Raw genomic sequence first — 23441 nt, 5'->3', positions numbered from 1 at the left:
GTCCTTCAAGGATCGAAAGCTAGAAAACTATAAGCGAAAACCTAAAACAGACGTATTGCTAAAACGCTGCTGCGTAAATCCGAAGGATGAAATGGTAAAATTAAATACAACATCTGTAACGACTTCAACTTCAAAAAGCACATCGAACTCATTATTCGGATTAACGATTCTGCGCCTAGTAACGCATGTATTTGGGCTCTGACTAATAAGGCCGCCGACCACCCCGCCGCGATCTACGGCGGTCACAAGATTCGCTCCGCAGAGACGCTGTCCATCGGTCATGTTTACAATGCCGAAGCGCAGCGAATCACCAATGAAGTTTCGGAGTCCTTGAGTTACGGCGAAATAACGTCCAACTTCAATCGCGCCAAGAAGCCCGATGAAGAAAACGGCACCCACCAGAGCGAACTCCACCGCGGACGCGCCACGGCGTGACCTGGCGTAGCGTAATTTTTTCTTAGCGCCGACGAAATTCAACATAACCGCTCAATGTCCTCTCGCTAACGATGAATAGCGGAGTATAGGGGCGACTAACAGAAACGCTGACATACTCAAGGACGACATCGGTTTCGGTAAAATTTCCTGGACATGAAACAAGGCTATTTGGCGACGTGCCACATTGGTGTTGGATCGAAACACAAACCCCTCCAGGCGCACAATTTTGCGCTCCAACTGGAACCCAGTCGCTAAGATTCTGGAGGGCGGCTGTTTGGATGCCAGCACTGTTCGTCGGATTCGTCATCGCAATTTGCGCGCCGGCGCGCGCAGCCACCTCGAGCCTGATCATCTGCTGAATAGCATTCCCGATATCAGCCGTCGCAAGCAGGATCACAATAAGAACGGGCGAAACGAGCGCGAATTCAACGGCAACTGCCCCGGACTGAGATCGACGGCGGCGGGCTCTTGGTCGTGTCATTGGACCAATCTCGACACAAGCGGCTTCGCCACCGCCGTTCCGGTGACGTCGCACGCATTGATGTTGACGGTTGCGTTGCCGGAGAACGTGATCCGGCCACCGACGATGGACGTGCAACCACCATCAAGCCCGGCCCAGCCATCTGGCGCATTCGAGATCGAATTGCCGCTGACCTCAATCTCGCTTGTCGGCGCATAGATGCCGCCGAACAGCCAGCTGTCGGCATTGCCATTGATCTGCATGGCGGGCGAGCCATTCTCCGCGCCCCCGACAGGAGTTCGATAGATCAGGATGCCGTCATAAGCGGGGGTTGGGACGCCTTGACCAACGCCTGGCGCATTCAATTGGACAGTCGCGCCGCCATTGATGCTGATCGTCCCGGCCGGATCGCCGGAGGTATTGGTGAAAACCAGGGTCACGCCGGTCACCGTTTGGGTGCCTACGTCGCGGCCGCAGCCGGCGCATTCTATCGTCGCGCCCGCATTGGCCGACAGACTTGTCCCGTCAAAATAATGGGTCCCAGTTCCCAGGGTCAAGGTCTGTCCTGACGACAGGCTGATATCCCCTACCTCGGCACAGATGGCACGGGCGGTACCAGACGTGCTGCCTTGCATCGTGATGTGCGTGTAGTTGTTCGCGTTTGGCGGCGCCCAACGCGGATCGCGAGCGGATCCTATGTTTCTGCCGAGGACTTCGTTGCTTCCGTCGGCAAGCGGTGCGCCATTCCAGTACCGCGGCCGCGTGCAGGTCAACGATCCCATGGTCAGGCTCTGGAGGTACTTGAAGGGATCCGGGGTGGCGGTGCCCTCCTGGTAGGGCACGCCCGCCCCATCGCAATTGAAGCAGGACCCGGCGCTGCGAAAGCCCGCGATGTTTGGACCCGAATTGCCGTTGTACTGGACGGACTTCCCGCTCGTGTCATTGGCGGCCATGACGCAATCGGGGGCTTCGATAGTGACACTTCCTCCGACAATCGTCCTGCCATCGACCTGATTGGTCTCGCCTCCGGGTGGGTTGACCGAAAGGGTGCATGCCGGCCCTCCTTCTTCGTTCGCGGAGGTCGCGCCCCCCCAGGCGGAGGGAATCACTGTTTGAAGCAATCGCGCCAAGCCCAGACGCTGGGGCTGGCTGATCTCCACCCGCACGGCATTGGCCGCAGCAATATTGGCGCTACCGAGGGCCATGGCCGTGAATGTCGTGCCATTCCACAGTCCGACATTAATCGCCTGGATGTCGGCCAGGGCGAACCCGTTGCGCAGAACACTGTCCTGCGCGGCATTGATGGCCTCCGCGGCGCCGCGCGCGGCTAGAACCCGCACGCCGCCGTAAGAGGCAACGTCGGCGGTATTCTGCGCGTTGCGGCGCGACACGAGCCACAGGCCAGCATCTGTCGCGAGCGCCGTGATGCCCAGGAGGCCGACCGCGGCAACAGCCATGGCCGCACCAAAGACACCCCGCCGGTCCCGCAACGCCTGACCCGAGCGACGGCGTCCCAGAACAGGCTGACCGTAAGGCGCCGACCTCCTCGTCATGGCGACAACCCTCTCCAGCATTGTTGTTCATTAACTACTCCCCGCGCAGTCGCAAGGGCAAGAATCTTATTAAGAAATATCTCTTAAAAAATAATACCGCTGCCTCATTTTTCGATCTGATGCGTGTTCGGCTCGTGATCGGGGTGGACGGCCCATGCATCCTGGTGCTGGCCAGAAGGTTGTAATATTGCCAAATCTCGATCGGCGGGCGCCCGCGCGCCAGGCGGCCCATCCGCCGTTTGCGCCTTGGCGCCCACGGTCCGCGGTGGATGGGTGCCTCATGGATGATTAAAAAATAAATCACATGCCTGTTTTTTTTCGTTGACGAATAGTTAATGGCTGTGTTTTGGTTGCCGTGAGGTGGTGATCAAACCAGTCGGTTGAAAAGCCACATCGCATCCCCGCGGTCGATCCCAGGCGAGCGGGTTCAGGGGATGGTGGGTCATGCTCGTTGATGCAATGTCTGTGAAGGAGATGGGGATATGTCGAACTTTCTGAACACGATTCGCGCTGCTCTCAAGGATCGCAAGGGCATCGCCGCCGCCGAGTACGCCATCATCGCCGTGGCGGTGATCGTCGTCGTCGGCTTGGGCATCGGGCTCTTTGCGGATCAGGTCGAGCTCGCGCTTTCGACCGCGACAAGCTCGATCGCGTCCGCGAACGCTCGCTGATCATTTCACCCGAGCGGGGGTGGGGGCGCCGGCGCCCCCACCCCGCCACCGGGATTTAGTTTAGCTTAATTTATTGCGGATTTTTTTCTCTGCCAAATTATAGTACCATCATGTCGTTCATTCCTTTTGCATCAAAAAAAGACGCTTCGCCGCTAAAGGGCGAGGCGGAAATCAAATGGCCCTGGAAGCTATAGTTTGGCTTCCCGGGCGGTTGGAGTTTATGCGCGATGAATGGAGCAAACATGCGATTCGCGGCATCTGACACTCTCCGGGCTTTGCTCGCGCCCGCGCGCTTTCGCGCCGAGGCGGGGCTCCGGCCGGAGGGGGTGCTGTGGAAGGCATTGCGGGCGGCCTCGTCGCGCCGGGGCGTTGCGGCTGCGGAATATGCGATCATCGCGGTGGCTGTTATTGTCGTGGTTGGCGTTGGCATCGCTGCCTTCGCTCAGGAATTGAACCTGCTCATCGCTGTTCGGATGTTCGAGGATATTCGGGCCGCAGTCGGAGCCAGGTAGGTGGGCGCATTGCGATGTCGTCTGAATCCATCGCCTGCGCTACCGTCCCGCAGAGATCCAGGGGTTACCAAATCGTGAGCACGACCCTTATGTTCTTGCTCGTTGCGGCGCCCCTCCTGGCCTATGCCGCGCTGCGGGACGTGATGACGCGCCTCATTCCCGACGGCGTTTCTCTCGCGATCGCAGCCGCAGGGTTCTCGCTGCGGCTTTTCGAAGGTTGGGCGGCCGCGGCCACGTCGGTCGGCCTGGCGGCAGTCGTGTTCTGTTCGCTTCTCCTGCTCGCGATGCGGGGATTGCTTGGCGGGGGCGATGTCAAGCTCATCGCGGCGACGACAATGGGCCTGCCGCCCCCTGATGTCTGGACCTTCATCGTGGCGACCGTGCTGGCGGGCGGTATCCTTGGCGTCGCATACCTCATTGGTCGCCGCGTCGTATCGCGACCGAGGCGTACCCCGGGCGCATCCATTCTGCGTCGCGTCGTGGCGCTCGAGGCTTGGCGTGTAAGGCGCCGCGGTCCGCTTCCCTACGCCGTCGCCATCGCCGCGGGAGGCATGTTCCTCCTGTTCTCCATTCCGAGGGCCTGACCCATGTTTCTCAGAATGCTGGTCGTTTTCTCCCTTTTGCTCAGCGCCACCGGCCTCGGCATCGTGGGCCTTCAGCTCCTGAACCCGAGGCAGGCCGGGTCGGGCCCGCAGGTGGCGCGGGTTGAGGCGCCGCCGGTGGTGGCGCCCGCGCCGCGCATCCGGATGCTGGTGGCGGCGCGGCCGCTGTCGATCGGCACGCTGCTCAAGGACGACGACTTCCGTGAACAGGAGGTCACCGCCGAGATGGTCCCCGAGGGCGCCTTCACGAACGGCGCCGAGTCCCGGGCCGAGCTCAGGGGCGCGCTGCTGCGGCGCTTCATCGACCCGAACCAGCCCGTGGTGACGACCGACGTGCTGCGCCCGCGCGACCGCGGCTTCCTCGCCGCGGTGCTGAGGCCCGGCACGCGCGCCATCTCGATCGGCGTCGACGTCGTGACCGGCGCCTCCGGCCTGATCTGGCCGGGCGACGAGGTGGACCTGATCCTGACCCAGAACCTGCAGCAGCAGCAGCAGCGCGGGCAGCAGAACGACCCTGGCCGGCGTGTGGTGGGCGAAACGATCCTCTCGGGCGTGCGGGTCATCGCCGTCGACCAGCAGATCAGCCACACCGCTGCCGAAACCTCCGTGGCGCGCGTCGTGGCGCGAACCGTGACGATCGAGGTCTCCCCCGAGCAGGCCGAGCGAGTCGCGGTCGCGATGCAGCTCGGCCGGATCTCCCTGGTCGTGCGCTCCATCGAGGGCGTGCCCGAGGCGCGCGATCCAAGACCCTCGCTTGTGTTCGGTTCCGATGTATCCTCTGCGCTGACCGGCGCGCCGCAGCAGGCACCGGGCGCCAGGATGCGCGTCATCCAGGGTGGTTCGCAGCAGGAGGTGACGTTTCGATGAGCCAGGTGTGCCACCGCCCAGCCCGCCGTACGCGGCCATTTTCCGGCCTCGACGGCTACGCGGGGCGCACTCGGAAGATCGTCCTGCGGGCCTCCGTTGCGATCCTCGCGCTCGGCGCTTTCGCGTCACCGATGGTGGCCTCGGCCTCCGGCGCCGCCCCCGATTCGCCCGGCCTGCAGCAGTCAGCCCACCAGGTCGGGGTGCGCGTCGGCAGCCACCCCGGCTATGGCCGCGTGGTTTTCGACTGGCCATTCCAGTCCTCCTATGAGGCGCAGCCGCTGACCGGCGCCCTGACGATCCGCTTCGCCGAGCCGGCGCGGATCGCGATCGGTGGCAACCTTGCCCTGCCACGCAACGTGACCGGCGTCAGCGTCGAGGACGGCGTGGTGCGGATCACGGCGCTGGACGGCGCGCGGTTCCGGCACTTCCACCACGGGCCCAAGCTGGTCGTCGACGTGCTCGACCCGGCCGCGCCGGTGCAGGCCGCCGCTGCGCCTGCGGCGGTCGCCCCGGCGCCTACGACCGAATCCATCCTCGCCGACCTTGCCGATGCGACCCGCCTGCGTGCGCCGGAAGCCGCCCCGCCCCGCGCCGCCATCCTGGCGAGTGCGACGCAGGGGACGCCGCTGATCGCCACGTCCGCCACCATCGCTTCGCTGCCCGACGCAGCGCCGGCGGTGCCCGCGCTCATCCGCATGGCCGAGCAGCCGCAGCCTGCGCTGATCCAGATGGCCCAGGTGCTGCCGCCCTCCGGCCCGCGCATGGGCGTGCCGCTGGTCGCGCCGGACCAGTCGCAAGGCGGGGGCTTCCCGTTCATCTCCCAGGCCCAGGCCCAGCCCACCCAGGTCCCGATGCCCGGCGTCGGCCAGGGCGTGGCGCCGGTGCCGGGTGCGTCGCTGACCCGGCCGCTGGTGCTGGAACAGGGCTCGGGCCGCCTGGTCGAACTGCCCGGCCCGGCGCTGACCGTGCTGGTGGCCGACCCGCGGATCGCGCGCGTGCAGCCGGCCTCGCCCACGAGCCTTTTCATCATGGGCGTCAACGCCGGCCGCACGAACCTGATCGCGACGCGCGAGGACGGTTCGCTCGTGGCGGAATTCGACATCACCGTGCAGTCCAGCGCCACGGCAGCACCGCAGGTGGCCGGCGCCCGCGCGGCGGCGCCCGCGGTCAGCGCCGGCCAGGTGCAGAGCATGATCCGCCGCCTGGTGCGTGGCGGGCAGAACGTGCGCGTCACCATGGTCGGGCGCGGTGCGATCGCGCTGTCGGGCATGGTGCCGGCCGCGACCGACGCGCAGCGCGCCGAGGCCATTGCCAAGGCGATGGGCGGCGAGACGCGCGAAGTCATCAACAACCTCACCTTGCTGTCGGGCATCCAGGTCAACCTTCGCGTCCGGGTCGCCGAGATCTCCCGCGAAGTGACGCGCGACCTCGGCTTCAACTGGCTCGGCGCTTTCAATGATGGGACCTGGCAGATCGGCCTGCGCACCGGCACGGGCGTTGTGGGGACTGTCATCGGTGCGTTGACCGGCGGTACGTCCAGTGTCGGCGGCCTGGTCGGGCTCGGCTATCGCGGCGGCAACTTCGACATCAACGGCATCATCGACGCGCTCGCGCAGGACAGGCTGGTCACCATCTTAGCGGAGCCCAACCTCACGGCGCAGTCGGGCGAGGTTGCCTCCTTCCTCGCGGGCGGCGAGTTCCCGATCCCGGTCGCTGCGTCCAACAACAGCAGCACGATCACGGTCGAGTTCAAGCAGTTCGGCGTGAGCCTGTCCTTCGTGCCGACCGTTCTCTCGCCCGAGCGCCTGAACATGCGCGTCCGTCCCGAGGTCAGCGAGCTGTCGGAGGCGAATTCGATCGTCTTCCCCGTGGCCGGCGGGACGGTGCGCGTGCCCGGGTTGACCGTGCGCCGTGCCGAGACGACGATCGAGGTCGGGAGCGGCCAGAGCTTCGCCATCGCCGGCCTGCTGAGCCGCACGAGCGCGATCAACAACAGCGCCTTGCCTGGGCTTGGCGAGATCCCGGTGCTGGGCACGCTGTTTCGGTCCGACCGCTTCCGGCGGAACGAGACGGAACTCGTGATCATCATCACGCCCTACCTCGTGCGTCCGGTGTCGGACCCGCAGGCGCTCGCCACGCCGCTTGACAGCTTCCGTCCCGCGACGGACCTCGAGCGCGTGCTGCTGCGCCGGCAGACCGGCTCGGGCGCGCCCTACCGTCAGATCAGGCCGCCCGCGGCGGCCGGTTTCATCGTGGAGTGAGCGGCATGGCACGGCGAGCGGCACCGATCCTGGGCCTGGTTATGGTGCTCGGCGCCTGCGCGCCGGACACCTACTTCCCGCCCAGCGACTTCGAGCGTGCGGGAACCTGGCAGGGGGCGGAGGGCGTGAACGACCGCAACCTTCGCGCCATGGTGGCCGATCCGGCACATCTCACGGCGGGGGTCGGCGCGGCGTCCGACCGCGGGTCGCAGGGGACGGCGGCGGTCACGGCGCTGGAAGCCGGGCGGCGTCCCGCCCTGCCGCGCGGCCTGTCCGACATCGGCGGCCAGACCACTGGCGCGAGCGGCGTGACGTCTGGAGGTGGCGGTGCAAGCCGGAACTGAACGACAGCCGCTGCGCGAGGTGCCGGATTCGGCACGTGGGACGGCGATCACCTCGGCCGACCGCCCGGCGCTCGTGGTGTTCGTGTCGGACGAGGCCAGCGAGGCGGCGATCCGCGGTGGCCTCGGCGACATCCTGGGCGGCCAGATGCGGCGTGGCACGGTGCGGAGCGCGGTCAAGTCGCTTGAGAAGGAAACGACGCCGCGCGTGCTGATCGTCGACATCAGCGGTGTTGACGACCCGTTCGCCGCGCTCGACGACCTGGCCACGGTGTGCACGCCGGACGTGCGCGTGCTGGTGGTGGGGGAGCGCACCGAGATCAGCTTCTACCGCGACATCACGCGGAACGTCGGCGTCCACGAATACCTCCACAAGCCGCTCACGCGGGACAACGTCGCCCGCCTGTTCGGCCCGCATGTCCAGGGCAGCGGTGAGAGCAGCCAGGACCGCGGCGGCCAGGTAACCGTGGTCTGCGGCGCGCATGGCGGCGTCGGGAGCACGACGATCGCGGTCAACCTGGCCCTCGAACTCGAGGAGGTGACGCGCAGCCACGTCGCGCTGCTCGACCTGCACCTGCGCGGCGGCGCGGCGGCGATGATGCTTGGCGCCAAGGTCACGTCGGGCCTGCGCATCGCACTCGAGGAGCCGGAGCGCGTCGACAGCCTGTTCCTCGACCGCGTCGCCGTGCCGATCAACGACCGCGTCCGGCTGATCGCCGCCGAGGAGGCGATGGACGCCGACGTCCGGCCGACCGAGGACGGCGTGCGCCGCGTTATCGACATGCTGCGGCAGCGCTTCAATCATGTGGTGGTAGACCTGCCGATGCCGCCCGGCCCGATGGAGCGAGCCGTTCTGGCGCGCGCCCGGCATGTGGTGGTCGTGATGGGTCCGGAGGTCGCGAGCATCCGCGACACCGTCTCGCTGCGGAAGCTGGTGACTGCCTCCGGAGCGCCCGGGCGCGTCATCACCGTGCTGAACGGTGCGGGGCGGCGCGGGTTCCTGCCGACGAAGTTGGTTGCCGAGGGCATCGGCGGCCCGCCCGACGTCGTCATTCCCGACCTGCCGCGTCAATTGCCGCGGGCCAGCAATCTCGGCCAGCCGGCGCTCAAGGCTAGCAGCCCGCTCCGGCGGGCGCTGGAGCAGCTGACGCAGGAAATCGCGGCGGTGCGGTCCAGCACGGCGCGGCCGTCCTTCCTCGCGCGCCTGTTCGGGCGGGGAGGCGGCTGATGCGGCCCTTCGGTCGCCGCTCCGAGGGCGGCAATTTGCTTCCGGTCCCGATCGGCGCCGATTTGGATTCGACTGCGATCAACATCTCCGCGGGCGACCTCGCGCTGTCCGACAGCGCAGAGCTCGCGCGGCTGCGCATGCTCGTGCTCGAGCGGATCGACCCGGTCGTCGCCGGGGAACTGCCGCCGGCGGCGCTTCGCCAGCAGCTTGATGCGCTGGTCCATGAGCTCGCGAGCCGCGAGCGTATGGAGATCTCGGCCCGCGACCAGGCGCGGATCGCCGAGGAGATCGCTCGCGACATGGTGGGCTACGGCCCGCTCGAGCCGCTGCTCGCCGACGACACGATCAACGACATCATGGTGAACGGCCCGGACCACGTCTTCGTCGAGGTGCGCGGCAAGCTGGTCCGGACGAACGTGCGCTTCCGCTCCTCGGCACAGGTGTCGGCGATCGCGCAGAAGATCGCCGCCACGGTCGGCCGGCGCGTCGATGAATCGAGCCCGCTCTGCGACGCGCGCCTCCTCGACGGCAGCCGCGTCAACATCGTCTTCCCGCCGCTCGCACTCGACGGGCCCTGCATATCGATCCGCAAGTTCGCCAAGAAGCGCTTCGACCTGCCGTCGCTGGCGAACAACGGCTCGATGTCGCCAGCCGTGCAGCGCATCCTCGAGATCGCGGCACGCTGCCGGCTCAACATCGTGGTCTCGGGCGGCACGGGCTCGGGCAAGACCACCATGCTGAACGCCATGTCGCGCCTGATCGACCATGGCGAGCGCGTCGTCACCATCGAGGACGCGGCCGAGTTGCAGCTGCAGCAGCCGCACGTCGTGCGTCTGGAGACCCGGCATGCGAACCTGGAGGGCCGCGGTGAGATCACCGCCCGGGACCTGGTGCGCAACGCGCTGCGCATGCGCCCCGACCGCATCATCGTGGGCGAGGTGCGCGGCCCCGAGGCCTTCGACATGCTGCAGGCGATGAACACGGGCCATGACGGGTCCTTCTGTACCGTGCACGCCAACACCTCGCGCGATGCGCTGACCCGCATCGAGAACATGGTGATGATGGGGCAGTCGACCCTTCCGTCGCGGGCCATCCGGACGCAGATCGCCGCCGCAGTCGACCTGATCGTCCAGATCGAGCGCATGCGCGACGGCCAGCGCCGCGTGTCCCAGGTCTCCGAGATCTGCGGGCTGGAAGGCGATGTCATCACGATGAACGACATCTTCACCTTCCAGTACGAAGGGGAGAATGCGGACGGGCGCCTGCGCGGCACCTGGGTGTCGCCCGGCATGCGCCCGACCTTCGTCGAGCGCCTGACCTATTTCGGCATGCTCGATCCCTGGATGCGCGCGCTTCAGGAGGCCTGAGACATGGACCGCGGCCTTCTAATCGTCGTAGGCGCGCTCTTAACGTTAGCGTTGGTCACTGGGATCTTGTCTTTCGTTAAGGCAGGGCAAGCTCGACGTCTTAGGGACAGGATCGCCACCGCCGGTAGTATTAGGGAAACTGAGCTAGTCGCGACCGGTCTACCAAGCATTCGCCTCAAGTCCAGAGAATCCTTGCCTCTTGTCGACCGTATTCTGAAGTTCCTGCGTTTCAATCCGGACATGCCTCAGGAGCAAATAATCCCCTGGCCTGTCGTGGTGGTGGTTGGTGTGCTTGTGGGTGTGATTGCCGGCTTCTTTATTAACCGGCTTACTAACATGTCTTTCGCGATCCCCGCCGGAGCGATCACCGCCTTTTTCACGATTAGGTTGATTTTCACTTGGCAGCACAACCGATACGTCGATCAAATTTTCTTGCAGATTCCGGACGCAATTGGACAGATGGTCCGGGCAATTCGCGCCGGTCTGCCGGTTGCGGAGGCATTTCGGGGCGTTGCAACCGAGCTCGCATCGCCGCTCCGCGACGAGTTCGGGCGCCTGCTCGGCGACGTAGCCATTGGGCGGCCGATCGACCAGGCGATGATGCGGCTCTACTGGCGCACGGGTTTGACCGAATTTTCTTTCCTCGCCGTGACGCTTGGGATGCAGTCCCAGACAGGCGGCAACCTTGCCGAGACACTGGAAAACATTGCCGATATCGTTCGTAAACGCGTCGCAATGGCGAAACGTGCTAAAGCACTTGCTGCGGAGGCACGAATGCAGGCAGGTATCCTCATGGTTTTGCCTTTTATTGCGACGCTTGCTATGTCACAAATACAACCCTTCTATGTAGATCAGATGTTTTTTAATCCGAAAGGTCAGCGCATGGCGCTCGTCGGATTAGGATTTTCCTTAATGGGATTTTTGATCATCCGGTGGATGATTAAGAAGGCCGGTTCGGACTGATGCCGATGTTTGAATTTCATTTTGATGGCGGCGTTATTATTCTACTGGTTGTTGTGACGGCTGTCGCGATGGCAGTCGCCGCCGCAGTTGTTTTAGCGCGTGGCGCCGAGGATAAAGATCTCGCGACGCGCGTGCAGAGTGTCGTGCGGCCCGACTTGGAGAAGGGGCGGCTCCGCGGGGCGCGTGGACTTTCAAGTGCGGCTTCTGCGCCATTCCACTGGATTGGAGAGACATTGCGCAATACGGCTCTTGTCTCAGATAAAGATATCCAAGAATTTCGAATGATAACAGGTGCCGCAGGCTTCAACCCTAACGTAGCCGTTTCCACTCTTATCGGTGCTAAAGTGGTTCTTCTTGTAGTTTTTCCGTTGGTTGCGTTCATTTTTTCAGCTTCAAATGATTACACGACCATCCGAACGACTCTGATGACAATTTCTGGTGTTGTCGGTGCCATTTGGCTCCCAAATCTTATAGTTCGCTACTTCAAGGGTAAACGTGAGCAGGAAATTCGAAAAGGCCTCCCAGACGCGCTCGATCTTCTTGTTGTAACTGCCGAAGCCGGACTTGGCATCGAGACTGCTCTCGATCGCGTTGCGCGTGAGATGGAGCACACTAACCGTCCAATTGCCGTCTCCTTTCTGGTCCTTGTCCAGGAACTGCGAATGTTGCCGGACCGCCGCGTGGCGCTAGAACGGTTCGGCCAGCGGACGGATTTCGATGGTTTTCGGCGGCTGGGCAGCACGCTTTCTCAGACGCTGAAATACGGTACGCCGCTTGCCCAGGCGTTACGGGTGCTCGCCAATGAAATGCGTACCGACAGGATGCTGCGGATCGAGGAAAAAGCAATTCGACTCCCCGCACTTCTCGTAATTCCGCTTATCCTCTTCATTTTTCCGGCTGTTTTTATAGCACTTTTGGGGCCATCGGTGTTGCAGCTGAGCGAAGGTATCTTCCAAGGAATCCGCCGATGACGCGTCTTACGGTCGCCGTGCTCGGCGGACTTGCCACCGTCGCGCTCGTGGGCTGCGCCGAGACGGACAGCCCGCGATCGCCCGATGCCGCCTCGCGCCTCCGGGTCGCCTCGGCGGCCGAGGCCTCCGGGCAGATGGATGTGGCGCTGTCGATGTTCGGCGCCGCCGCGGCGCGCGACCCCGACAACATGGAGGCGCAGGCCCGCTTCGCCGGCGCCCTGATGCGCGCCGGCAACCGCGCGCAGGCCGAGCAGGTGCTGGCGGCCGCGGTGCGGCGGAACCCCGGTGACCGCCGGCTGGCAATTCAACTCGGGCGCATGCGCCTGCAGACCGGCGCGGCCGGGGAGGCGCTGGCCATCTTCGACCGCGTCCTCGCATCGGACCAGCGCAACGTGGCTGCGCTCGACGGGCGCGGCGTCGCGCTCGACCTCATGGGCCGGCACCCGGAGGCACAGGACGCCTACCGCCGTGCGCAGGCAATCGCGCCGGATGCGATCTCGGTGGCGAACAACCTCGGCCTGTCCCTGCTGCTCGACAACCGCCCGGAGGAGGCGCGCGCGGTGCTCGAACCGCTCGCCCGCCGTTCGGACGCGCCGCAGCGCGTGACCGCGAACTACGCGATCTCGCTCGCCGCCACGGGGGAGGAGGCCGCCGCGCGCGCCGTGCTCGGCGACCCCGACATGGATCTCGGCGGCTTGGCCGCCAGTTTCCGCACGAACCGCCAGGTGATCGAGGTCACGCCTGCCGACCAGCCAGGCTGACCCGTGCGGCCGGGCCGTCGATGGGTGATGCAAGGGCGAGGTGCCGCTTGGCTGACAGCGGAGCGCGTCATTCTATATTCCGGCGTATTTGTGGCAATGTATGCTGCCATGCTAGGGAGCCGACTTGTTTACGGCGGGCCCGGCTGGATCGACTTCGTTGCCTTCCAGGCGGCGGGACGTCTTGCGCTGGCCGGCGACGCGGCGGCCGCTTATGACGATGAACGCCTGCGGCAAGTCCAGGCGGAGATCCTGACGCTTCCCGAGGAGGCGCTGGGCGGCTATCTCGGATGGCTGAACCCGCCGCATTTCTTCTTCGTCGTGATCCCATCCGCGCTCCTGTCCTATGCGCACGGTTGGACACTCTGGATCCTCCTGTCGGTCGTCGCGCTTGCATTGGGGCTGCGGGCAGTGATGCCCGGTGCGCCTGCGCTCGTTGCCGTGCTCGCCCTTCCAGCGACGCTGTTCTGCCTTGGCGTGGGGCAGAACGGCTTGCTCGTCGCGGCGCTTTTCGCCGCGGCGGTCGGCCTTCTGGACCGACGGCCGGTCGTCGCCGGCATCGCGCTCGGCCTGCTGACGATCAAGCCCCAGTTCGGCCTGCTCTTTCCGCTCGTCCTAGCCCTGACGGGGCGCTGGCGCGTCTTCGCCGTCGCCTGCGTAACGGCAGTATTGGCCGCAGGCACCTCGGCGCTTGCTTTCGGCCCGGAACCCTGGCCGGCCTTCGTGGCGCAACTCGGCAGCATCACCGGGCGCTACCTGGCGAACGCCACGCCGGTGCTGCCGAAGATCCAGTCCGTCCACGCCTTCCTGGTTCATATGACCGGATCGCCAGGCTTGGCCGTGATCGGCCATGGCGCCGTCGCCCTGGCCGTCGCCGCGGTGGTGCTGCGGATCTGGCTCCGGCGCCCCGAGGGCCCGGAGGAGGCTCGGGCGGCGGCGCTCATCGCGGGCGCCTTCCTCGTCACGCCCTATGTCTGGACCTATGACATGCCGGCCCTCGGCGTCGCCGCGCTGTTCCTGGTCCGGGCGGGGCTGCGCGACGGCTTTCTGTCCGGAGAACGAGCATTGCTTCTCGTCGCGGTGCTGCTGCCTGCCGTGATCGTGGCGAACGACGTCTCGCTGCACGGCCCTGCGGCGTGCCTCGTGGTGCTGGGCCTCGCCTGGCGGCGGGACCGCGCCTGGCGGCGTGCGGCGGCGTTCAGCCCGGCGCCGAGCGCGACTGCGTCCTGAGGCAAAGGATGCGCGGCCGCGCGGGCGTCGGCTGCCGGCCGCGGATGCGCAGTTGCACTTCCGGCACGGCAACGACCGGCCGCAGGTTCGGTGCCTGGCCGCCCAGCAGCAGCACCGCCCCGCGGCCAGAGGCACAGAGCCCCGCCATGGCCGGGCCGGGCAGGGGGATGATTCCTGGCGCCGGGCCCGGCACGAAGCCCTGGCCGGTCAGCGCCGCCATCACCCGCTGGTGATAGATCAGGCCCCGTTCCGGAGTTGCGGAATGATAGCGCGCGGTGGCCTGCGCCCAGTCCCCGGTCTGCGCGTGCAGGGACTTCAGGAAGCGCACCGCATAGGCGACATTCGCCGCCGGGTCGAAGCCGGCCTCCACGCTCGGGAAGGCGCCGGCATGGTGCAGCAGGTTCACCTGCATGCAGCCGATGTCGATGGAGCGCACGCCGCGCCCCTGCAGCGCCAGCACCTCCGAGACCGCCTCGGCGCGGGAGCCCGCATAGCGGCCCTCCCCGGCGGCATTGTAGGACCAGGGCCAGGGCTGGACGCCGCCGCCCGGGGCACGGCGGCCGGTCTCGACCCGCGCGATGGCGCCGAGCAGCCCGGGCGGCAGGCCGGATCCGGATTCGGCGGCGGCGATGGCGGCGGCGCAGGCCGCCCAGGGGTCATCCGCGGCGGCCTGCGGCGCGGCAGGCAGCGCATGGGGGGGCCGGGCGGCAGCCGGACGCCGTGCGGCAGGTGCCGCCGCTGCGCTGCGGGCCGCGACGGGCACGGGCCGCGCGCCCTGCGGCGCAGCCTCGGTCCGGCGGGGCGTATTGGCCTCGGCGGGCAGGGCCATCAGGGGCAGGAGCAGGCCGAGCAGCCTCAGGGCCGGGCGGAGGACCTTCACCATCGGCGCGGTCATGGACCCAGGCGCCGCGCCGGGTCAAGCACGCCAGGGTTGAACTTGTCCGGCTGCGGATCAGAAGTGATCCGCCCGCAGCACCGTGCAGTCGGACAGCGTCACGATCGCCGGGCGGGCGCCGAGCAGGTCGCGCTGCGCGGCCAGGACGCGCGCCGCCACCTCCTCCGAGGCGATGCAGAGGATCAGCACGTTGTCGTCGACGCCACCCGGGTCTCCGGCGCGGCGGATGCCCTGGTGGCCGCGCCCGGCCAGCACCGGCAGGACCGTCCAGCCCGTGGCGCCCAGGCGGTCGAGCAGGTCCGTGACCGCCTCCGCGCGTACGGCCTCGACCACGATCTCAATGCGCTTGCGCCCGTGCATGCCTGTCACGCCCCGCCCGAGGCCGCCCGCGCCGCCCAGAGCCAGAGGGGGATGCCGGCCAGGATGTTGAACGGAAACGTCACCGCGAGCGAGAGGGTCACGTAGATCCCCGCATCAGCCGCTGGCAGCGCCATGCGCATCGCCGCCGGCACCGCGATGTACGACGCCGAGGCGCCGAGCACCGCCATCAGCCCGACCCCGCCCAGCGACAGCCCCGCCAGCAGCCCGGCGCCGAGCCCCGCCGCGCCGCCCAGCAGCGGCATCACGATGGCGAAGCCGACCAGCCGCCGGTCGAGCCCCCGCCCGCGGTCGCGCAGGCGCCGCGCGGCCGTCAGCCCCATCTCGAGCAGGAACAGGCAGAGCGCACCGGGAAACAGCGCGCCGATGAAGGGGCCGAGCTGCCGCTCCGCGCCCGCGCCGCCGAGCCAGCCGATCGCGAAGGCGCCCAGCAGCAGCACGACCGAGCCGTTCAGCAGCACCTCATGCGCCAGTTCCCTGGGCCCGCCCGAGGTCGCCTCGCCGCCGCGCCGCGCCAGCAGCAGCGCGGTGAGGATGGCCGGGGTTTCCATCGCGGCCAGCACGGCGGGCATGAAGCCCTCATAAGCGATGCCCGCCGCGTCGAGCTGCCCCGCCGCCGCCGCGAAGGTCACCACGCTGACCGAGCCGTAATGTGCCGAGACCGCCGCCGCCGTCGCGCGGTCGAGCCCGGTGCCGGCCCGCAGCAGGGCGTAGGCCGGCACCGGCATCAGCGCCGAGAGCCCGATGCCGAGCGCCAGCGCCGGCAGCATCGCCGCTGCCGCGCCCGGCTGCGCCACCGCGATGCCGCCCTTCAGTCCGATCGCCATCATCAGGTAGAGCGACAGCGCCTTGGCCAGCGCGTCCGGCACCGCAAGGTCCGAGCGCAGCGCCGCCGCGGCGAAGCCGAGGGCGAAGAACAGCACGGGCGGCGGCAGGAGCTCGGCGAAGGACATCGGCGCGCGCATGTGGACCGGCGCGCCGCGCGCGTCTAGGGGCGCCATGGACAATCCCGCCGGGCGTTGCGAGGCTGCCGCCAACAAAGCCTTCCGGAGGATAACGCCCATGCCCTTCACCCTGTCCCGCCGCGCGCTGCTGGCGGCGGCGCCACTCGCCGTGCCGGGCCTGGCCCGTGCGCAGGCCGCCTGGAAGCCGACGCGCCCCGTGACCATGGTCGTGCCCTTCGGCGCGGGGTCGGGCACCGACACCGTCAGCCGCCTCCTCGCCTCGCTGCTCGAACAGGAGTGGGGCAGCCAGGTGGTGGTCGAGAACAAGCCGGGCGCCAACGGCGCCATCGCGGCCATCGCCACCGCCCGCGCCGCGCCTGACGGGCATACCGTGATGATCACGACCAACAGCCCGCATGGTGCGACGCCCGCGCTGATGCGCCGGCCGACCTATGACGCGGTCGCCGACTTCACGCCGATCTGCCGCATGGGCACCTACATCTTCGCCTTCGTGGTGGGGGAGCAGGTGCCGGTCCGCTCCATGGCGGAATTCCTGGCGCTGGCGAAGGCGCAGCCGGGGCAGCTCACGCTCGCCTCGGGCAACACCACGGGCGTGGTAGGCGCGGCCATGCTCAACCGCATCGGCGGTGTGGACGTCACGCACGTGCCCTACCGGTCGAGCCCGCCGGCCATGACCGACCTGATCGCCGGTCGCATCACCTGCATGTTCGCCGACATCGCCTCCTCCCGCGGGTTCCTGAACGAGGGGAAGATGCGCCCGCTCGGCATCACCTCCGCCCGGCGGACGCCGCTGTTCCCGGACTGGCCGCCGCTGGCCGAGGTCGGGCTGCCGGGATTCGAGCTGCTGTCCTGGATGGGCGCCGTCGGCCCCGCCCGCATGCCCGAGGAGATGACGGGCGCCTGGAACGCCGCCATCCGCAAGGTGTGGGAACGCCCGGCAACGGCGGAGCGCCTCGGCACCTTCGGGATCGAGCGCGTGACCTCGACGCCCGCCGAGTTCGGCGCCTTCATCCGCGACCAGATCGCGTTCTGGGGCGAGCAGGCGCGGGCGGCGGGGATCGAGCCGCAATAGGCTGCCCCGCCTTCGCCCCCGGCATGCATGCCGGCCATGACGGAATGCGTGGCTGGCTGCTTGTCGTGACAACGGGGTGACACCATACCCTCAAGGCGCGCGCAACAAGGGGGAAGGCCGCGCCCAACACCCTGAGGGGACACGCATGACCATCTTCGCCTGCACGCAGACCGCGGCCCTGGCCCGCACCCTGGCCGACCTGGCCGATGGCGGCCTGTCGGATCGCATCCGCCTTGAACAAGCGGCCCGCGTCGTCGTCACCGCGCGGCGCGCCGCCCGGCTGGCCGAGGGCGGCGCGCTGGCGCTGCCCTCCGCCGCCGACCCGGCGGTGCAGGCCGTGACCGAGATCGCCCGCCACTGGGACGACACCACCGTCACCGCCTTCGAATACGCCGAGGCACTGCCCGAGGCGGCTCTCGATCGACTGCTGCGCGCGGCGCCGACCTGGGCCGCCGCCTTCGCCGCGGCGCCCGCCCGCCTCGCCGCCTGAAAATCCCTGAATGCACCCGGCGCGCTCGCGCCGGGTGTGCCGCGGTGGCATCCGCGCTATACCCGGCGCTTCCGAACGCAAGGGGTAGCGCAATGGCCGGCAGCATGGGTGCGCGAAGCAGGACGGGCAACGGGCCGCGGCGCGTCCTGCTGCTCACCGGCGCATCCCGCGGTATCGGCCACGCCACGGTGAAGCGGTTTTCCGCCGCCGGATGGCGCGTGATCACGGTCTCCCGCCAGCCCTTCCCGGAGCAATGCCCGTGGGAGATGGGCCCCGAGGACCACATCCAGCTCGACCTGACCGACCCGGGCGCGACGGAAGCGGCGGTCGAGGAAATCAAGGCGCGGCTGGTGCCCGATGGCGGGCGGCTCGATGCCCTCGTGAACAATGCGGCGATCTCGCCGAAAGGGCCTGGCGGCGCGCGGCTCGGCTCGCTGGAGATGGACCTCGAGGGCTGGCTCAAGGTCTTCCGGGTGAATTTCTTCGCGCCCGTCATGCTGGCGCGCGGGCTGGTCGAGCCGCTCCAGAAGGCGAAGGGGTCGGTCGTCAACGTCACATCGATCGCCGGCAGCCGCGTGCATCCCTTCGCGGGCGTCGCCTATTCCACGTCCAAGTCCGCGCTGGCCGGGCTGACCCGGGAAATGGCGAGCGACTTCGCGCCGCTGGGCATCCGGGTGAACGCGATCTCCCCCGGGGAGATCGACACCTCCATCCTCTCGCCGGGCACCGAGAAGATCGTGCAGGAGCAGATCCCGATGCGCCGCCTCGGCCGGCCGGAGGAGGTGGCGCAGGCGATCTACTTCCTCTGCACCGAGGCATCGTCCTACGTGAACGGCGCCGAGATCCACATCAACGGCGGGCAGCATGTGTGATGCCCTCGGACGGCGGGCGCGGCCCATCCGGGCCGCTTGCCTTCGCGCCACGCACTGTCGCGCCGGCGGGATCTGACCGCCTGGCCGCGGTCGCGCTTCGCGCTCGCGGATCGCGGCGGGCCGCGCTCCGGAATGGGCGAGGCGCGATCGGCAGGGTTCGGCGGGTAGGGTAGGGCACATGTCCGACCAGCCGCGGGGCGTCGCCTCGCTCCGGATGCTGCTGCCCTTCCTGCGGCCCTACCTGCCGCGCGCGGGCGGCGCTGTCGTCGCGCTGCTGGCGGCGGCGGGGCTCACGCTCGCTGTCGGGCAGGGGCTGCGGCACATCATCGACGACGGCTTCGCCGGCGGCCCCGCCGCGCTGAACCAGGCGGCGATCGTGATGGGCACGATCATCGCCGCACTCGGCGTCGCGACCTCGGCCCGCTACTACCTCGTCACATGGCTCGGTGAGCGCGTGGCCGCCGACCTTCGCCGCGCCGTCTTCGACCACCTGACGCGCCTCGATGCCCGCTTCTACGAAACGGCGCGCACGGGCGACCTGATGTCGCGCCTGACGGCGGATGTCGCGCTGCTGCAGGCGCTGATCGGCTCGGCCGTCTCGATGGGGCTGCGCAACGCGCTGACGGGCAGCGGCGCCTTTGTCATGCTGGTGCTGACCAGTGCCAAGCTCGCCGCGCTCATGGCCGTGGTGGTGCCGGTCATCCTGCTGCCCATGGTGGTGTTCGGGCGGCGGGAACGCCGCCTGTCGAAGCTGGCGCAGGAACGCGTGGCCGACCTCGCGGCCACCGCCGAGGAAGCCATCAACGGCATGCGCACCGTGCAGGCCTTCACGCACGAAGCGGCCGAGCGCGCGCGCTACGGCCGCGAATCCGAGGGTTCCGTGCAGGCGGCGCTGAAGCGCGTCGCCAACCGCAGCGTGCTGATCCTGAGCGTGATCCTGCTCGGCTTCGGCGCCATCACCTTCGCGCTCTGGGTCGGCGGGCAGGACGTGATCGCCGGGCGCATGAGCGGCGGCGACCTCACGGCCTTCGTCTTCTACGCCGTGCTGCTCGCGAGCGCGGGGGCGACGGTCTCGGAACTCTGGGGCGAGATACAGCGCGCCGCCGCCGCGGCCGACCGGCTGGCCGAGGTGCTGGCCGTGACCCCCGGCATCGCGCCCCCCGCGGCGCCGCTGGCCCTGCCGGCGCCCGAGGGCCGTGTCGCCTTTCGCGCCGTCACCTTCCGATATCCGTCGCGCCCCGGGACGGCGGCGCTCGACGGTTTCAGCCTCGAAGTCGCGCCGGGGGAGACCGTCGCGCTGGTCGGCCCGTCCGGCGCGGGCAAGACCACCGTGCTGGCGCTGATGCTGCGCTTCTACGACCCGCAGCAGGGCGTGATCCTGCTGGATGGCGTCGACACCGCGCGCCTGGCGCCCGAGGCCGTGCGCGGCCGCATCGGCCTGGTGCCGCAGGACCCCGTGATCTTCAGCGCGAGCGTCGCCGAGAACATCCGCTACGGCCGCCCCGACGCGACCGAGGCGGAAGTGCGCGCCGCCGCCGAGGCGGCGTCGGCCGCCGGCTTCATCGCCGCGCTGCCGGAGGGCTTCGCGACGCATCTCGGCGCGCGCGGCGTCACGCTTTCGGGCGGGCAGCGCCAGCGCATCGCGATCGCCCGCGCCATCCTGCGCGACGCGCCGGTGCTGCTGCTCGACGAGGCGACGAGCGCGCTGGATGCCGAGAGCGAGCACGCCGTGCAGCAGGCGCTGGCGAGGCTGTCGAAGGGGCGCACGACGATCGTGGTGGCGCACCGGCTGGCCACCGTGCGGGCCGCCGACCGCATAGTTGTGATGGAGGCCGGGCGGATCGCGGCGACCGGCACGCATGAGGCGCTGCTGGCCGAGGGCGGGCTCTATGCGCGGCTGGCGGCGCTGCAGTTCACGGACGCCTGAAGCGCAGGGCTGCGCCTAAAGCCCTTCGGGATTCCCCGGCAGCAGGTTGAAGCGCGTCGGTGTCATCGCGCCGGACATCTCGATCGCCACCAGCGATTCACCAAGCCGGAAATAGGCGAAGCAGTTCTGCCGGCCGGCATCGATCCTGTCCCAGCTCGTGCAGATCTCGTCGCCGTTGATGGCGATGCGGCCGCGGTCCGTCGCGCGCTGGCCGTTGGTGCCGACGATGCGCAGGCGTTGCTCCCCGTCGGCGGCCACATGCATCAGCAGGCGCGCGCCGTTGGGCAGGCTTCGGTCCAGGGTATTGCCGAACACAGCCTGACGGAATTCGGGTCCGGTCAGCCGCGTGCCGCCGACCACCGTCGGCTCCGGCCGCGCCGGCGCGACGGCAGCGGGTTCCGGCGTTGCCGCGCAACCGGCCGCCAGCAGCAGCAGAAGCCCCGGCAGGGCCCGGAACCTGGTGGTCATACGGATCTCCTCTCTCGTGCTGCCCGCATCACCGGGCGCCGCGGCTCGTGGATGTGATGGTGCCCTGCGACGCCCCGACGGGCGGGCGGATCGGGCGCGCGACCTCGTCCCAGAGGCGGACGGGGCCGGCGGTCGTGCGCGGCGTCGGCAGGCTGTGCGGCATCCTGCCGCCGCGCTGGTTGCCGAGGTCGACCGGGTCGAGCGGTTGCAGCGCCTCGAAGCCGCCGACGCGCGCGACGGCCGCCGCGTCGAACTCCTGCCCCCGCGCCCCCGTGGCGAGGCCCGCCAGGAGCAGGAGCGCGGCGCCGGCGGCGCGGAGCGCCTTCACCGGCCCCTCCCGATCCGCGCGCCGAGCGCGTCGTCGATCACGCGCCGCGTCGCGGCGGCGTCGAGCAGCCGGGCCATGCCGGCGATGTCCACCTGGAAGGCGGCGCTGCGCTGCACGACCTGGCCGTCGCGGCTGTTCTGCACCAGGCTCGTGATGCCGCCGTCGAGCACCGTGCTGATGCGCGTGCCGCCGCCGTTGAAGATGCCCTCCGAGACGATCGGCCCGGTGCCCGCCTGGACGCTGCGGACGACGCCGCCCTCGACGATCTGCACCTGCGGCGCCCCGGGGCCGAGTTCGGTCAGCGGCAGGGTCATGCGCTGCACCGGAACGCCGGCCAGGCGCGTCTCGATGTCGAAGCCGAAGGCGACGCTGATCCCGCCCGGCATGGCGAAGCCGGCCCGCATGCCGCCCAGTTCGTCGCGGGGGAGCGGCGCGGCCGCGAGCGCAAGTCGCGGCCCCTCGGCGATGTCGGCGTGCGGCGTGGCTTCCGCGTCGGGGTGCGGAACGGCCGCGAGATCCTGCGGCGGCATCGCGTCCCGGCCGGCCCGCGGCACCGCCGCGACCTCGACGCCGAGCGCGCTGGCATAGGTTTCGAGCATGTCGCGCCCCGCGCCTGTCTCGGCGGCTCCGGCGAAGGGCGCCGCGATCGCGGTCGCCGCGATCGCGCCGATGAAGGTGGTGATCTGTCGGGCCATGAGACGAGCTCCTCCCGTGTCAGAAAAAGCGTTGTGGCAGGAAACCGCGCGTGTCCGGCACGCCGGAATAGAGCACCAGCGGCGCCGGCATGCCGAGGCCGACGAGGGTGCGGTCCATCTGGTCCCGCACCAGGACGCCTGGCGCCCGCGAGCGGATGCCCCAGTCCTCGGCCAGGCTGTAGCCGGCGCGCCCGAGGTCGGGTCGGTCGAGGATGACGAAGAGCACCCCGTTCCAGGATTCCTCGAAGCGTACGCGCGGCATGGTGCGCGTGCCGAGGTTGGGGTCGCCGATCAGCACGCGGTCCCCGGTGATGCCGCGCAGCACCACGAAGTGCCGGTAGCCGTTGTTGTCGATCAGCACGATGGCCGGCACGCCCACTTCGGCGAAGCGCTCCAGCGGCATGCGGTAGCCGTTCGAGCGGATGCCGCGCCGCGCGAGATACCGCTGCATGTCGAGCAGCGAGAAGCCGAGGGTGCGGATGCGCTCCGCATCGCCCTCGGCGACCATGTCCTGCAGCACGGCCTCCTCGGTGGTCGGCAGGCGGTAGTGGTGCGTGAGAAGCGTCGCGAGCGCGGCCGAGCCGCAGGAATAGTCGAAGCGCTGCCGGATGGTGCGGGCGAAGCGGCGCGATCGGATGTCGCGCACCGGCACCAACAGGCTCGGCCCGCCGGTGTCGAAATCCGGCACCGGCATCGCGGCGGCGCCCGGGGCCGGCGGCGCGCGCGTGCCTTCCGTCCCGTCCGCGGCGCAGGCCGCAAGCAGGGCGGAGAGCAGGATCGGCGTCAGCGCACGGCGCATGGGCTGGCCTCAGCGCATGTTGACGGTGACGGTCGTCGCGGACTGCAGGATCGTGTTGTTGCCCGTGTTCTGGAAGACCGTCGTGATGCCGGCATTCCCGTTCAGGGAGCCGGAGATCATGTTGCTGCCGGTCGCGCTGTTCGCGCCGACATGGGTGTCGCGGAGCAGCGCCTGGTTGGCGGCCTCGATGTCGAGGCCGGCGCGGCCCGAGGTGCCCGCCAGTTCCTGCACGCCGATCGGCTCGAGCCCCGCGAGCGGATCGCTGGCCGTTGCGGGCAGCGCAACCGCGGCGCCGAACACCAATGCTGTGGCGATGATCCTCATTCTGCGTCC

27 protein-coding genes are annotated in these 23441 nt (G+C 68.7%); 16 read left to right on the top strand and 11 right to left on the bottom strand.

The window, feature by feature from the left end:
- Positions 1-27: 27 nt before the first annotated feature.
- From E8M80_RS21555 to E8M80_RS21545, 3 genes are read right to left on the bottom strand one after another with little or no spacing between them, the layout of a single operon-like run.
- A complete protein-coding gene (locus tag E8M80_RS21555; RefSeq protein WP_137127795.1) occupies positions 28-480 on the bottom strand; it encodes a TadE/TadG family type IV pilus assembly protein in 453 nt (150 codons plus the stop codon).
- Positions 458-916 carry a TadE family protein gene (locus tag E8M80_RS27065; protein ID WP_137127794.1) on the bottom strand — a complete coding sequence of 153 codons (459 nt, stop codon included), beginning with the start codon at positions 914-916 and terminating at the stop codon, positions 458-460. The genes E8M80_RS21555 and E8M80_RS27065 overlap by 23 nt, the downstream gene beginning before the upstream one ends.
- Positions 913-2352 (bottom strand): TadG family pilus assembly protein, encoded by a 1440-nt coding sequence (locus E8M80_RS21545; protein ID WP_170979561.1) that lies wholly within the window; start codon positions 2350-2352, stop codon positions 913-915. The genes E8M80_RS27065 and E8M80_RS21545 overlap by 4 nt, the downstream gene beginning before the upstream one ends.
- Positions 2353-2930: 578 nt before the next feature.
- Between E8M80_RS21545 and E8M80_RS21540 the strand changes: the two genes are divergently transcribed.
- The 12 genes from E8M80_RS21540 (at position 2931) to E8M80_RS21485 (ending at position 14219) form a co-directional block, all read left to right on the top strand.
- Positions 2931-3119: a Flp family type IVb pilin gene (locus E8M80_RS21540; RefSeq protein ID WP_137127792.1), complete on the top strand. Its 189-nt coding sequence runs from the start codon at positions 2931-2933 to the stop codon at positions 3117-3119.
- Between the two features lie 242 nt (positions 3120-3361).
- Positions 3362-3631: a hypothetical protein gene (locus E8M80_RS21535; RefSeq protein ID WP_137127791.1), complete on the top strand. Its 270-nt coding sequence runs from the start codon at positions 3362-3364 to the stop codon at positions 3629-3631.
- Positions 3632-3705: 74 nt separating this feature from the next.
- On the top strand, positions 3706-4215 hold the full coding sequence (locus E8M80_RS21530) for a prepilin peptidase (protein ID WP_170979560.1): 510 nt from the start codon (positions 3706-3708) through the stop codon (positions 4213-4215).
- Between the two features lie 15 nt (positions 4216-4230).
- Complete coding sequence (cpaB, locus tag E8M80_RS21525; protein WP_170979559.1) at positions 4231-5100, top strand: Flp pilus assembly protein CpaB; 870 nt, start codon at positions 4231-4233, stop codon at positions 5098-5100.
- On the top strand, positions 5097-7361 hold the full coding sequence (locus E8M80_RS21520; RefSeq protein ID WP_137127788.1) for a type II and III secretion system protein family protein: 2265 nt from the start codon (positions 5097-5099) through the stop codon (positions 7359-7361). The genes cpaB and E8M80_RS21520 overlap by 4 nt, the downstream gene beginning before the upstream one ends.
- A gap of 5 nt (positions 7362-7366) precedes the next feature.
- The gene (locus E8M80_RS21515) at positions 7367-7705 is read left to right on the top strand and encodes a hypothetical protein (protein WP_137127787.1); all 339 of its coding nucleotides are present in this window, start codon (positions 7367-7369) and stop codon (positions 7703-7705) included.
- Positions 7689-8930 (top strand): P-loop NTPase, encoded by a 1242-nt coding sequence (locus tag E8M80_RS21510; protein ID WP_206035716.1) that lies wholly within the window; start codon positions 7689-7691, stop codon positions 8928-8930. The genes E8M80_RS21515 and E8M80_RS21510 overlap by 17 nt, the downstream gene beginning before the upstream one ends.
- The gene (locus tag E8M80_RS21505) at positions 8930-10297 is read left to right on the top strand and encodes a CpaF family protein (RefSeq protein ID WP_137127786.1); all 1368 of its coding nucleotides are present in this window, start codon (positions 8930-8932) and stop codon (positions 10295-10297) included. The genes E8M80_RS21510 and E8M80_RS21505 overlap by 1 nt, the downstream gene beginning before the upstream one ends.
- 3 nt (positions 10298-10300) lie before the next feature.
- Positions 10301-11260: a type II secretion system F family protein gene (locus E8M80_RS21500; RefSeq protein ID WP_137127785.1), complete on the top strand. Its 960-nt coding sequence runs from the start codon at positions 10301-10303 to the stop codon at positions 11258-11260.
- A complete protein-coding gene (locus E8M80_RS21495; RefSeq protein ID WP_137127784.1) occupies positions 11260-12231 on the top strand; it encodes a type II secretion system F family protein in 972 nt (323 codons plus the stop codon). Before E8M80_RS21500 ends, E8M80_RS21495 begins: the two co-directional genes overlap by 1 nt.
- Positions 12228-12992: a tetratricopeptide repeat protein gene (locus E8M80_RS21490; protein ID WP_137127783.1), complete on the top strand. Its 765-nt coding sequence runs from the start codon at positions 12228-12230 to the stop codon at positions 12990-12992. The genes E8M80_RS21495 and E8M80_RS21490 overlap by 4 nt, the downstream gene beginning before the upstream one ends.
- 108 nt (positions 12993-13100) lie before the next feature.
- Positions 13101-14219 (top strand): glycosyltransferase family 87 protein, encoded by a 1119-nt coding sequence (locus E8M80_RS21485; protein ID WP_170979558.1) that lies wholly within the window; start codon positions 13101-13103, stop codon positions 14217-14219.
- Here the strand turns inward: E8M80_RS21485 and E8M80_RS21480 are convergent.
- From E8M80_RS21480 to E8M80_RS21470, 3 genes are read right to left on the bottom strand one after another with little or no spacing between them, the layout of a single operon-like run.
- A complete protein-coding gene (locus tag E8M80_RS21480; protein WP_137127781.1) occupies positions 14188-15114 on the bottom strand; it encodes a lytic transglycosylase domain-containing protein in 927 nt (308 codons plus the stop codon). The two genes, E8M80_RS21485 and E8M80_RS21480, sit on opposite strands and share 32 nt — an antisense overlap.
- A gap of 57 nt (positions 15115-15171) precedes the next feature.
- A complete protein-coding gene (locus E8M80_RS21475; protein ID WP_137127780.1) occupies positions 15172-15474 on the bottom strand; it encodes a P-II family nitrogen regulator in 303 nt (100 codons plus the stop codon).
- 5 nt (positions 15475-15479) lie between these two features.
- Positions 15480-16493 carry a sodium-dependent bicarbonate transport family permease gene (locus E8M80_RS21470; RefSeq protein ID WP_240790159.1) on the bottom strand — a complete coding sequence of 338 codons (1014 nt, stop codon included), beginning with the start codon at positions 16491-16493 and terminating at the stop codon, positions 15480-15482.
- A 61-nt stretch (positions 16494-16554) separates the two neighbouring features.
- Between E8M80_RS21470 and E8M80_RS21465 the strand changes: the two genes are divergently transcribed.
- The 4 genes from E8M80_RS21465 to E8M80_RS21450 all read left to right on the top strand — a co-directional run bounded on the left by E8M80_RS21465 (position 16555) and on the right by E8M80_RS21450 (position 20818).
- Positions 16555-17529, top strand: a complete 975-nt coding sequence (locus tag E8M80_RS21465) for a tripartite tricarboxylate transporter substrate binding protein (protein ID WP_137127779.1) — start codon at positions 16555-16557, stop codon at positions 17527-17529.
- Positions 17530-17674: 145 nt separating this feature from the next.
- Positions 17675-18019 carry a hypothetical protein gene (locus tag E8M80_RS21460; RefSeq protein WP_137127778.1) on the top strand — a complete coding sequence of 115 codons (345 nt, stop codon included), beginning with the start codon at positions 17675-17677 and terminating at the stop codon, positions 18017-18019.
- Between the two features lie 92 nt (positions 18020-18111).
- Positions 18112-18891 (top strand): SDR family NAD(P)-dependent oxidoreductase, encoded by a 780-nt coding sequence (locus tag E8M80_RS21455; protein ID WP_240790158.1) that lies wholly within the window; start codon positions 18112-18114, stop codon positions 18889-18891.
- A gap of 178 nt (positions 18892-19069) precedes the next feature.
- On the top strand, positions 19070-20818 hold the full coding sequence (locus tag E8M80_RS21450) for an ABC transporter transmembrane domain-containing protein (protein ID WP_137127777.1): 1749 nt from the start codon (positions 19070-19072) through the stop codon (positions 20816-20818).
- Positions 20819-20833: 15 nt separating this feature from the next.
- Here E8M80_RS21450 and E8M80_RS21445 read toward each other — a convergent pair whose 3' ends face one another.
- Genes E8M80_RS21445 through E8M80_RS21425 form a run of 5 tightly spaced genes read right to left on the bottom strand, consistent with a single transcriptional unit; the run spans position 20834 to position 23432 of the window.
- Entirely contained in the window at positions 20834-21286 is a 453-nt protein-coding gene (locus E8M80_RS21445) for a hypothetical protein (protein WP_137127776.1), read from the bottom strand.
- A gap of 28 nt (positions 21287-21314) precedes the next feature.
- A complete protein-coding gene (locus E8M80_RS21440) occupies positions 21315-21614 on the bottom strand; it encodes a hypothetical protein (RefSeq protein ID WP_137127775.1) in 300 nt (99 codons plus the stop codon).
- Positions 21611-22309 (bottom strand): hypothetical protein, encoded by a 699-nt coding sequence (locus E8M80_RS21435; protein ID WP_137127774.1) that lies wholly within the window; start codon positions 22307-22309, stop codon positions 21611-21613. The genes E8M80_RS21440 and E8M80_RS21435 overlap by 4 nt, the downstream gene beginning before the upstream one ends.
- 19 nt (positions 22310-22328) lie before the next feature.
- The gene (locus tag E8M80_RS21430) at positions 22329-23108 is read right to left on the bottom strand and encodes a C39 family peptidase (RefSeq protein ID WP_137127773.1); all 780 of its coding nucleotides are present in this window, start codon (positions 23106-23108) and stop codon (positions 22329-22331) included.
- Between the two features lie 9 nt (positions 23109-23117).
- Entirely contained in the window at positions 23118-23432 is a 315-nt protein-coding gene (locus tag E8M80_RS21425) for a hypothetical protein (RefSeq protein WP_137127772.1), read from the bottom strand.
- Between the last annotated feature and the right edge of the window lie 9 nt (positions 23433-23441).

Source organism: Roseomonas sp. HF4 (assembly GCF_005222755.1).
Lineage (GTDB): Bacteria > Pseudomonadota > Alphaproteobacteria > Acetobacterales > Acetobacteraceae > Neoroseomonas.
This window is presented reverse-complemented; position numbering and strand designations above follow the sequence as displayed.

Bases quoted from the DNA above. Each gene is read 5' to 3' on its own strand.
- cpaB (WP_170979559.1), top strand. From the start codon at position 4,231: ATGCTGGTCGTTTTCTCCCTTTTGCTCAGCGCCACCGGCCTCGGCATC.
- E8M80_RS21425 (WP_137127772.1), bottom strand. From the start codon at position 23,432: ATGAGGATCATCGCCACAGCATTGGTGTTCGGCGCCGCGGTTGCGCTG.
- E8M80_RS21500 (WP_137127785.1), top strand. From the start codon at position 10,301: ATGGACCGCGGCCTTCTAATCGTCGTAGGCGCGCTCTTAACGTTAGCG.
- E8M80_RS27065 (WP_137127794.1), bottom strand. From the start codon at position 916: ATGACACGACCAAGAGCCCGCCGCCGTCGATCTCAGTCCGGGGCAGTT.
- E8M80_RS21430 (WP_137127773.1), bottom strand. From the start codon at position 23,108: ATGCGCCGTGCGCTGACGCCGATCCTGCTCTCCGCCCTGCTTGCGGCC.
- E8M80_RS21535 (WP_137127791.1), top strand. From the start codon at position 3,362: ATGCGATTCGCGGCATCTGACACTCTCCGGGCTTTGCTCGCGCCCGCG.
- E8M80_RS21555 (WP_137127795.1), bottom strand. From the start codon at position 480: ATGTTGAATTTCGTCGGCGCTAAGAAAAAATTACGCTACGCCAGGTCA.
- E8M80_RS21445 (WP_137127776.1), bottom strand. From the start codon at position 21,286: ATGACCACCAGGTTCCGGGCCCTGCCGGGGCTTCTGCTGCTGCTGGCG.
- E8M80_RS21475 (WP_137127780.1), bottom strand. From the start codon at position 15,474: ATGCACGGGCGCAAGCGCATTGAGATCGTGGTCGAGGCCGTACGCGCG.
- E8M80_RS21465 (WP_137127779.1), top strand. From the start codon at position 16,555: ATGCCCTTCACCCTGTCCCGCCGCGCGCTGCTGGCGGCGGCGCCACTC.
- E8M80_RS21480 (WP_137127781.1), bottom strand. From the start codon at position 15,114: ATGACCGCGCCGATGGTGAAGGTCCTCCGCCCGGCCCTGAGGCTGCTC.
- E8M80_RS21515 (WP_137127787.1), top strand. From the start codon at position 7,367: ATGGCACGGCGAGCGGCACCGATCCTGGGCCTGGTTATGGTGCTCGGC.
- E8M80_RS21485 (WP_170979558.1), top strand. From the start codon at position 13,101: ATGCTAGGGAGCCGACTTGTTTACGGCGGGCCCGGCTGGATCGACTTC.
- E8M80_RS21470 (WP_240790159.1), bottom strand. From the start codon at position 16,493: ATGGCGCCCCTAGACGCGCGCGGCGCGCCGGTCCACATGCGCGCGCCG.
- E8M80_RS21490 (WP_137127783.1), top strand. From the start codon at position 12,228: ATGACGCGTCTTACGGTCGCCGTGCTCGGCGGACTTGCCACCGTCGCG.
- E8M80_RS21545 (WP_170979561.1), bottom strand. From the start codon at position 2,352: ATGGCTGTTGCCGCGGTCGGCCTCCTGGGCATCACGGCGCTCGCGACA.
- E8M80_RS21540 (WP_137127792.1), top strand. From the start codon at position 2,931: ATGTCGAACTTTCTGAACACGATTCGCGCTGCTCTCAAGGATCGCAAG.
- E8M80_RS21520 (WP_137127788.1), top strand. From the start codon at position 5,097: ATGAGCCAGGTGTGCCACCGCCCAGCCCGCCGTACGCGGCCATTTTCC.
- E8M80_RS21435 (WP_137127774.1), bottom strand. From the start codon at position 22,309: ATGGCCCGACAGATCACCACCTTCATCGGCGCGATCGCGGCGACCGCG.
- E8M80_RS21450 (WP_137127777.1), top strand. From the start codon at position 19,070: ATGTCCGACCAGCCGCGGGGCGTCGCCTCGCTCCGGATGCTGCTGCCC.
- E8M80_RS21460 (WP_137127778.1), top strand. From the start codon at position 17,675: ATGACCATCTTCGCCTGCACGCAGACCGCGGCCCTGGCCCGCACCCTG.
- E8M80_RS21505 (WP_137127786.1), top strand. From the start codon at position 8,930: ATGCGGCCCTTCGGTCGCCGCTCCGAGGGCGGCAATTTGCTTCCGGTC.
- E8M80_RS21495 (WP_137127784.1), top strand. From the start codon at position 11,260: ATGCCGATGTTTGAATTTCATTTTGATGGCGGCGTTATTATTCTACTG.
- E8M80_RS21455 (WP_240790158.1), top strand. From the start codon at position 18,112: ATGGCCGGCAGCATGGGTGCGCGAAGCAGGACGGGCAACGGGCCGCGG.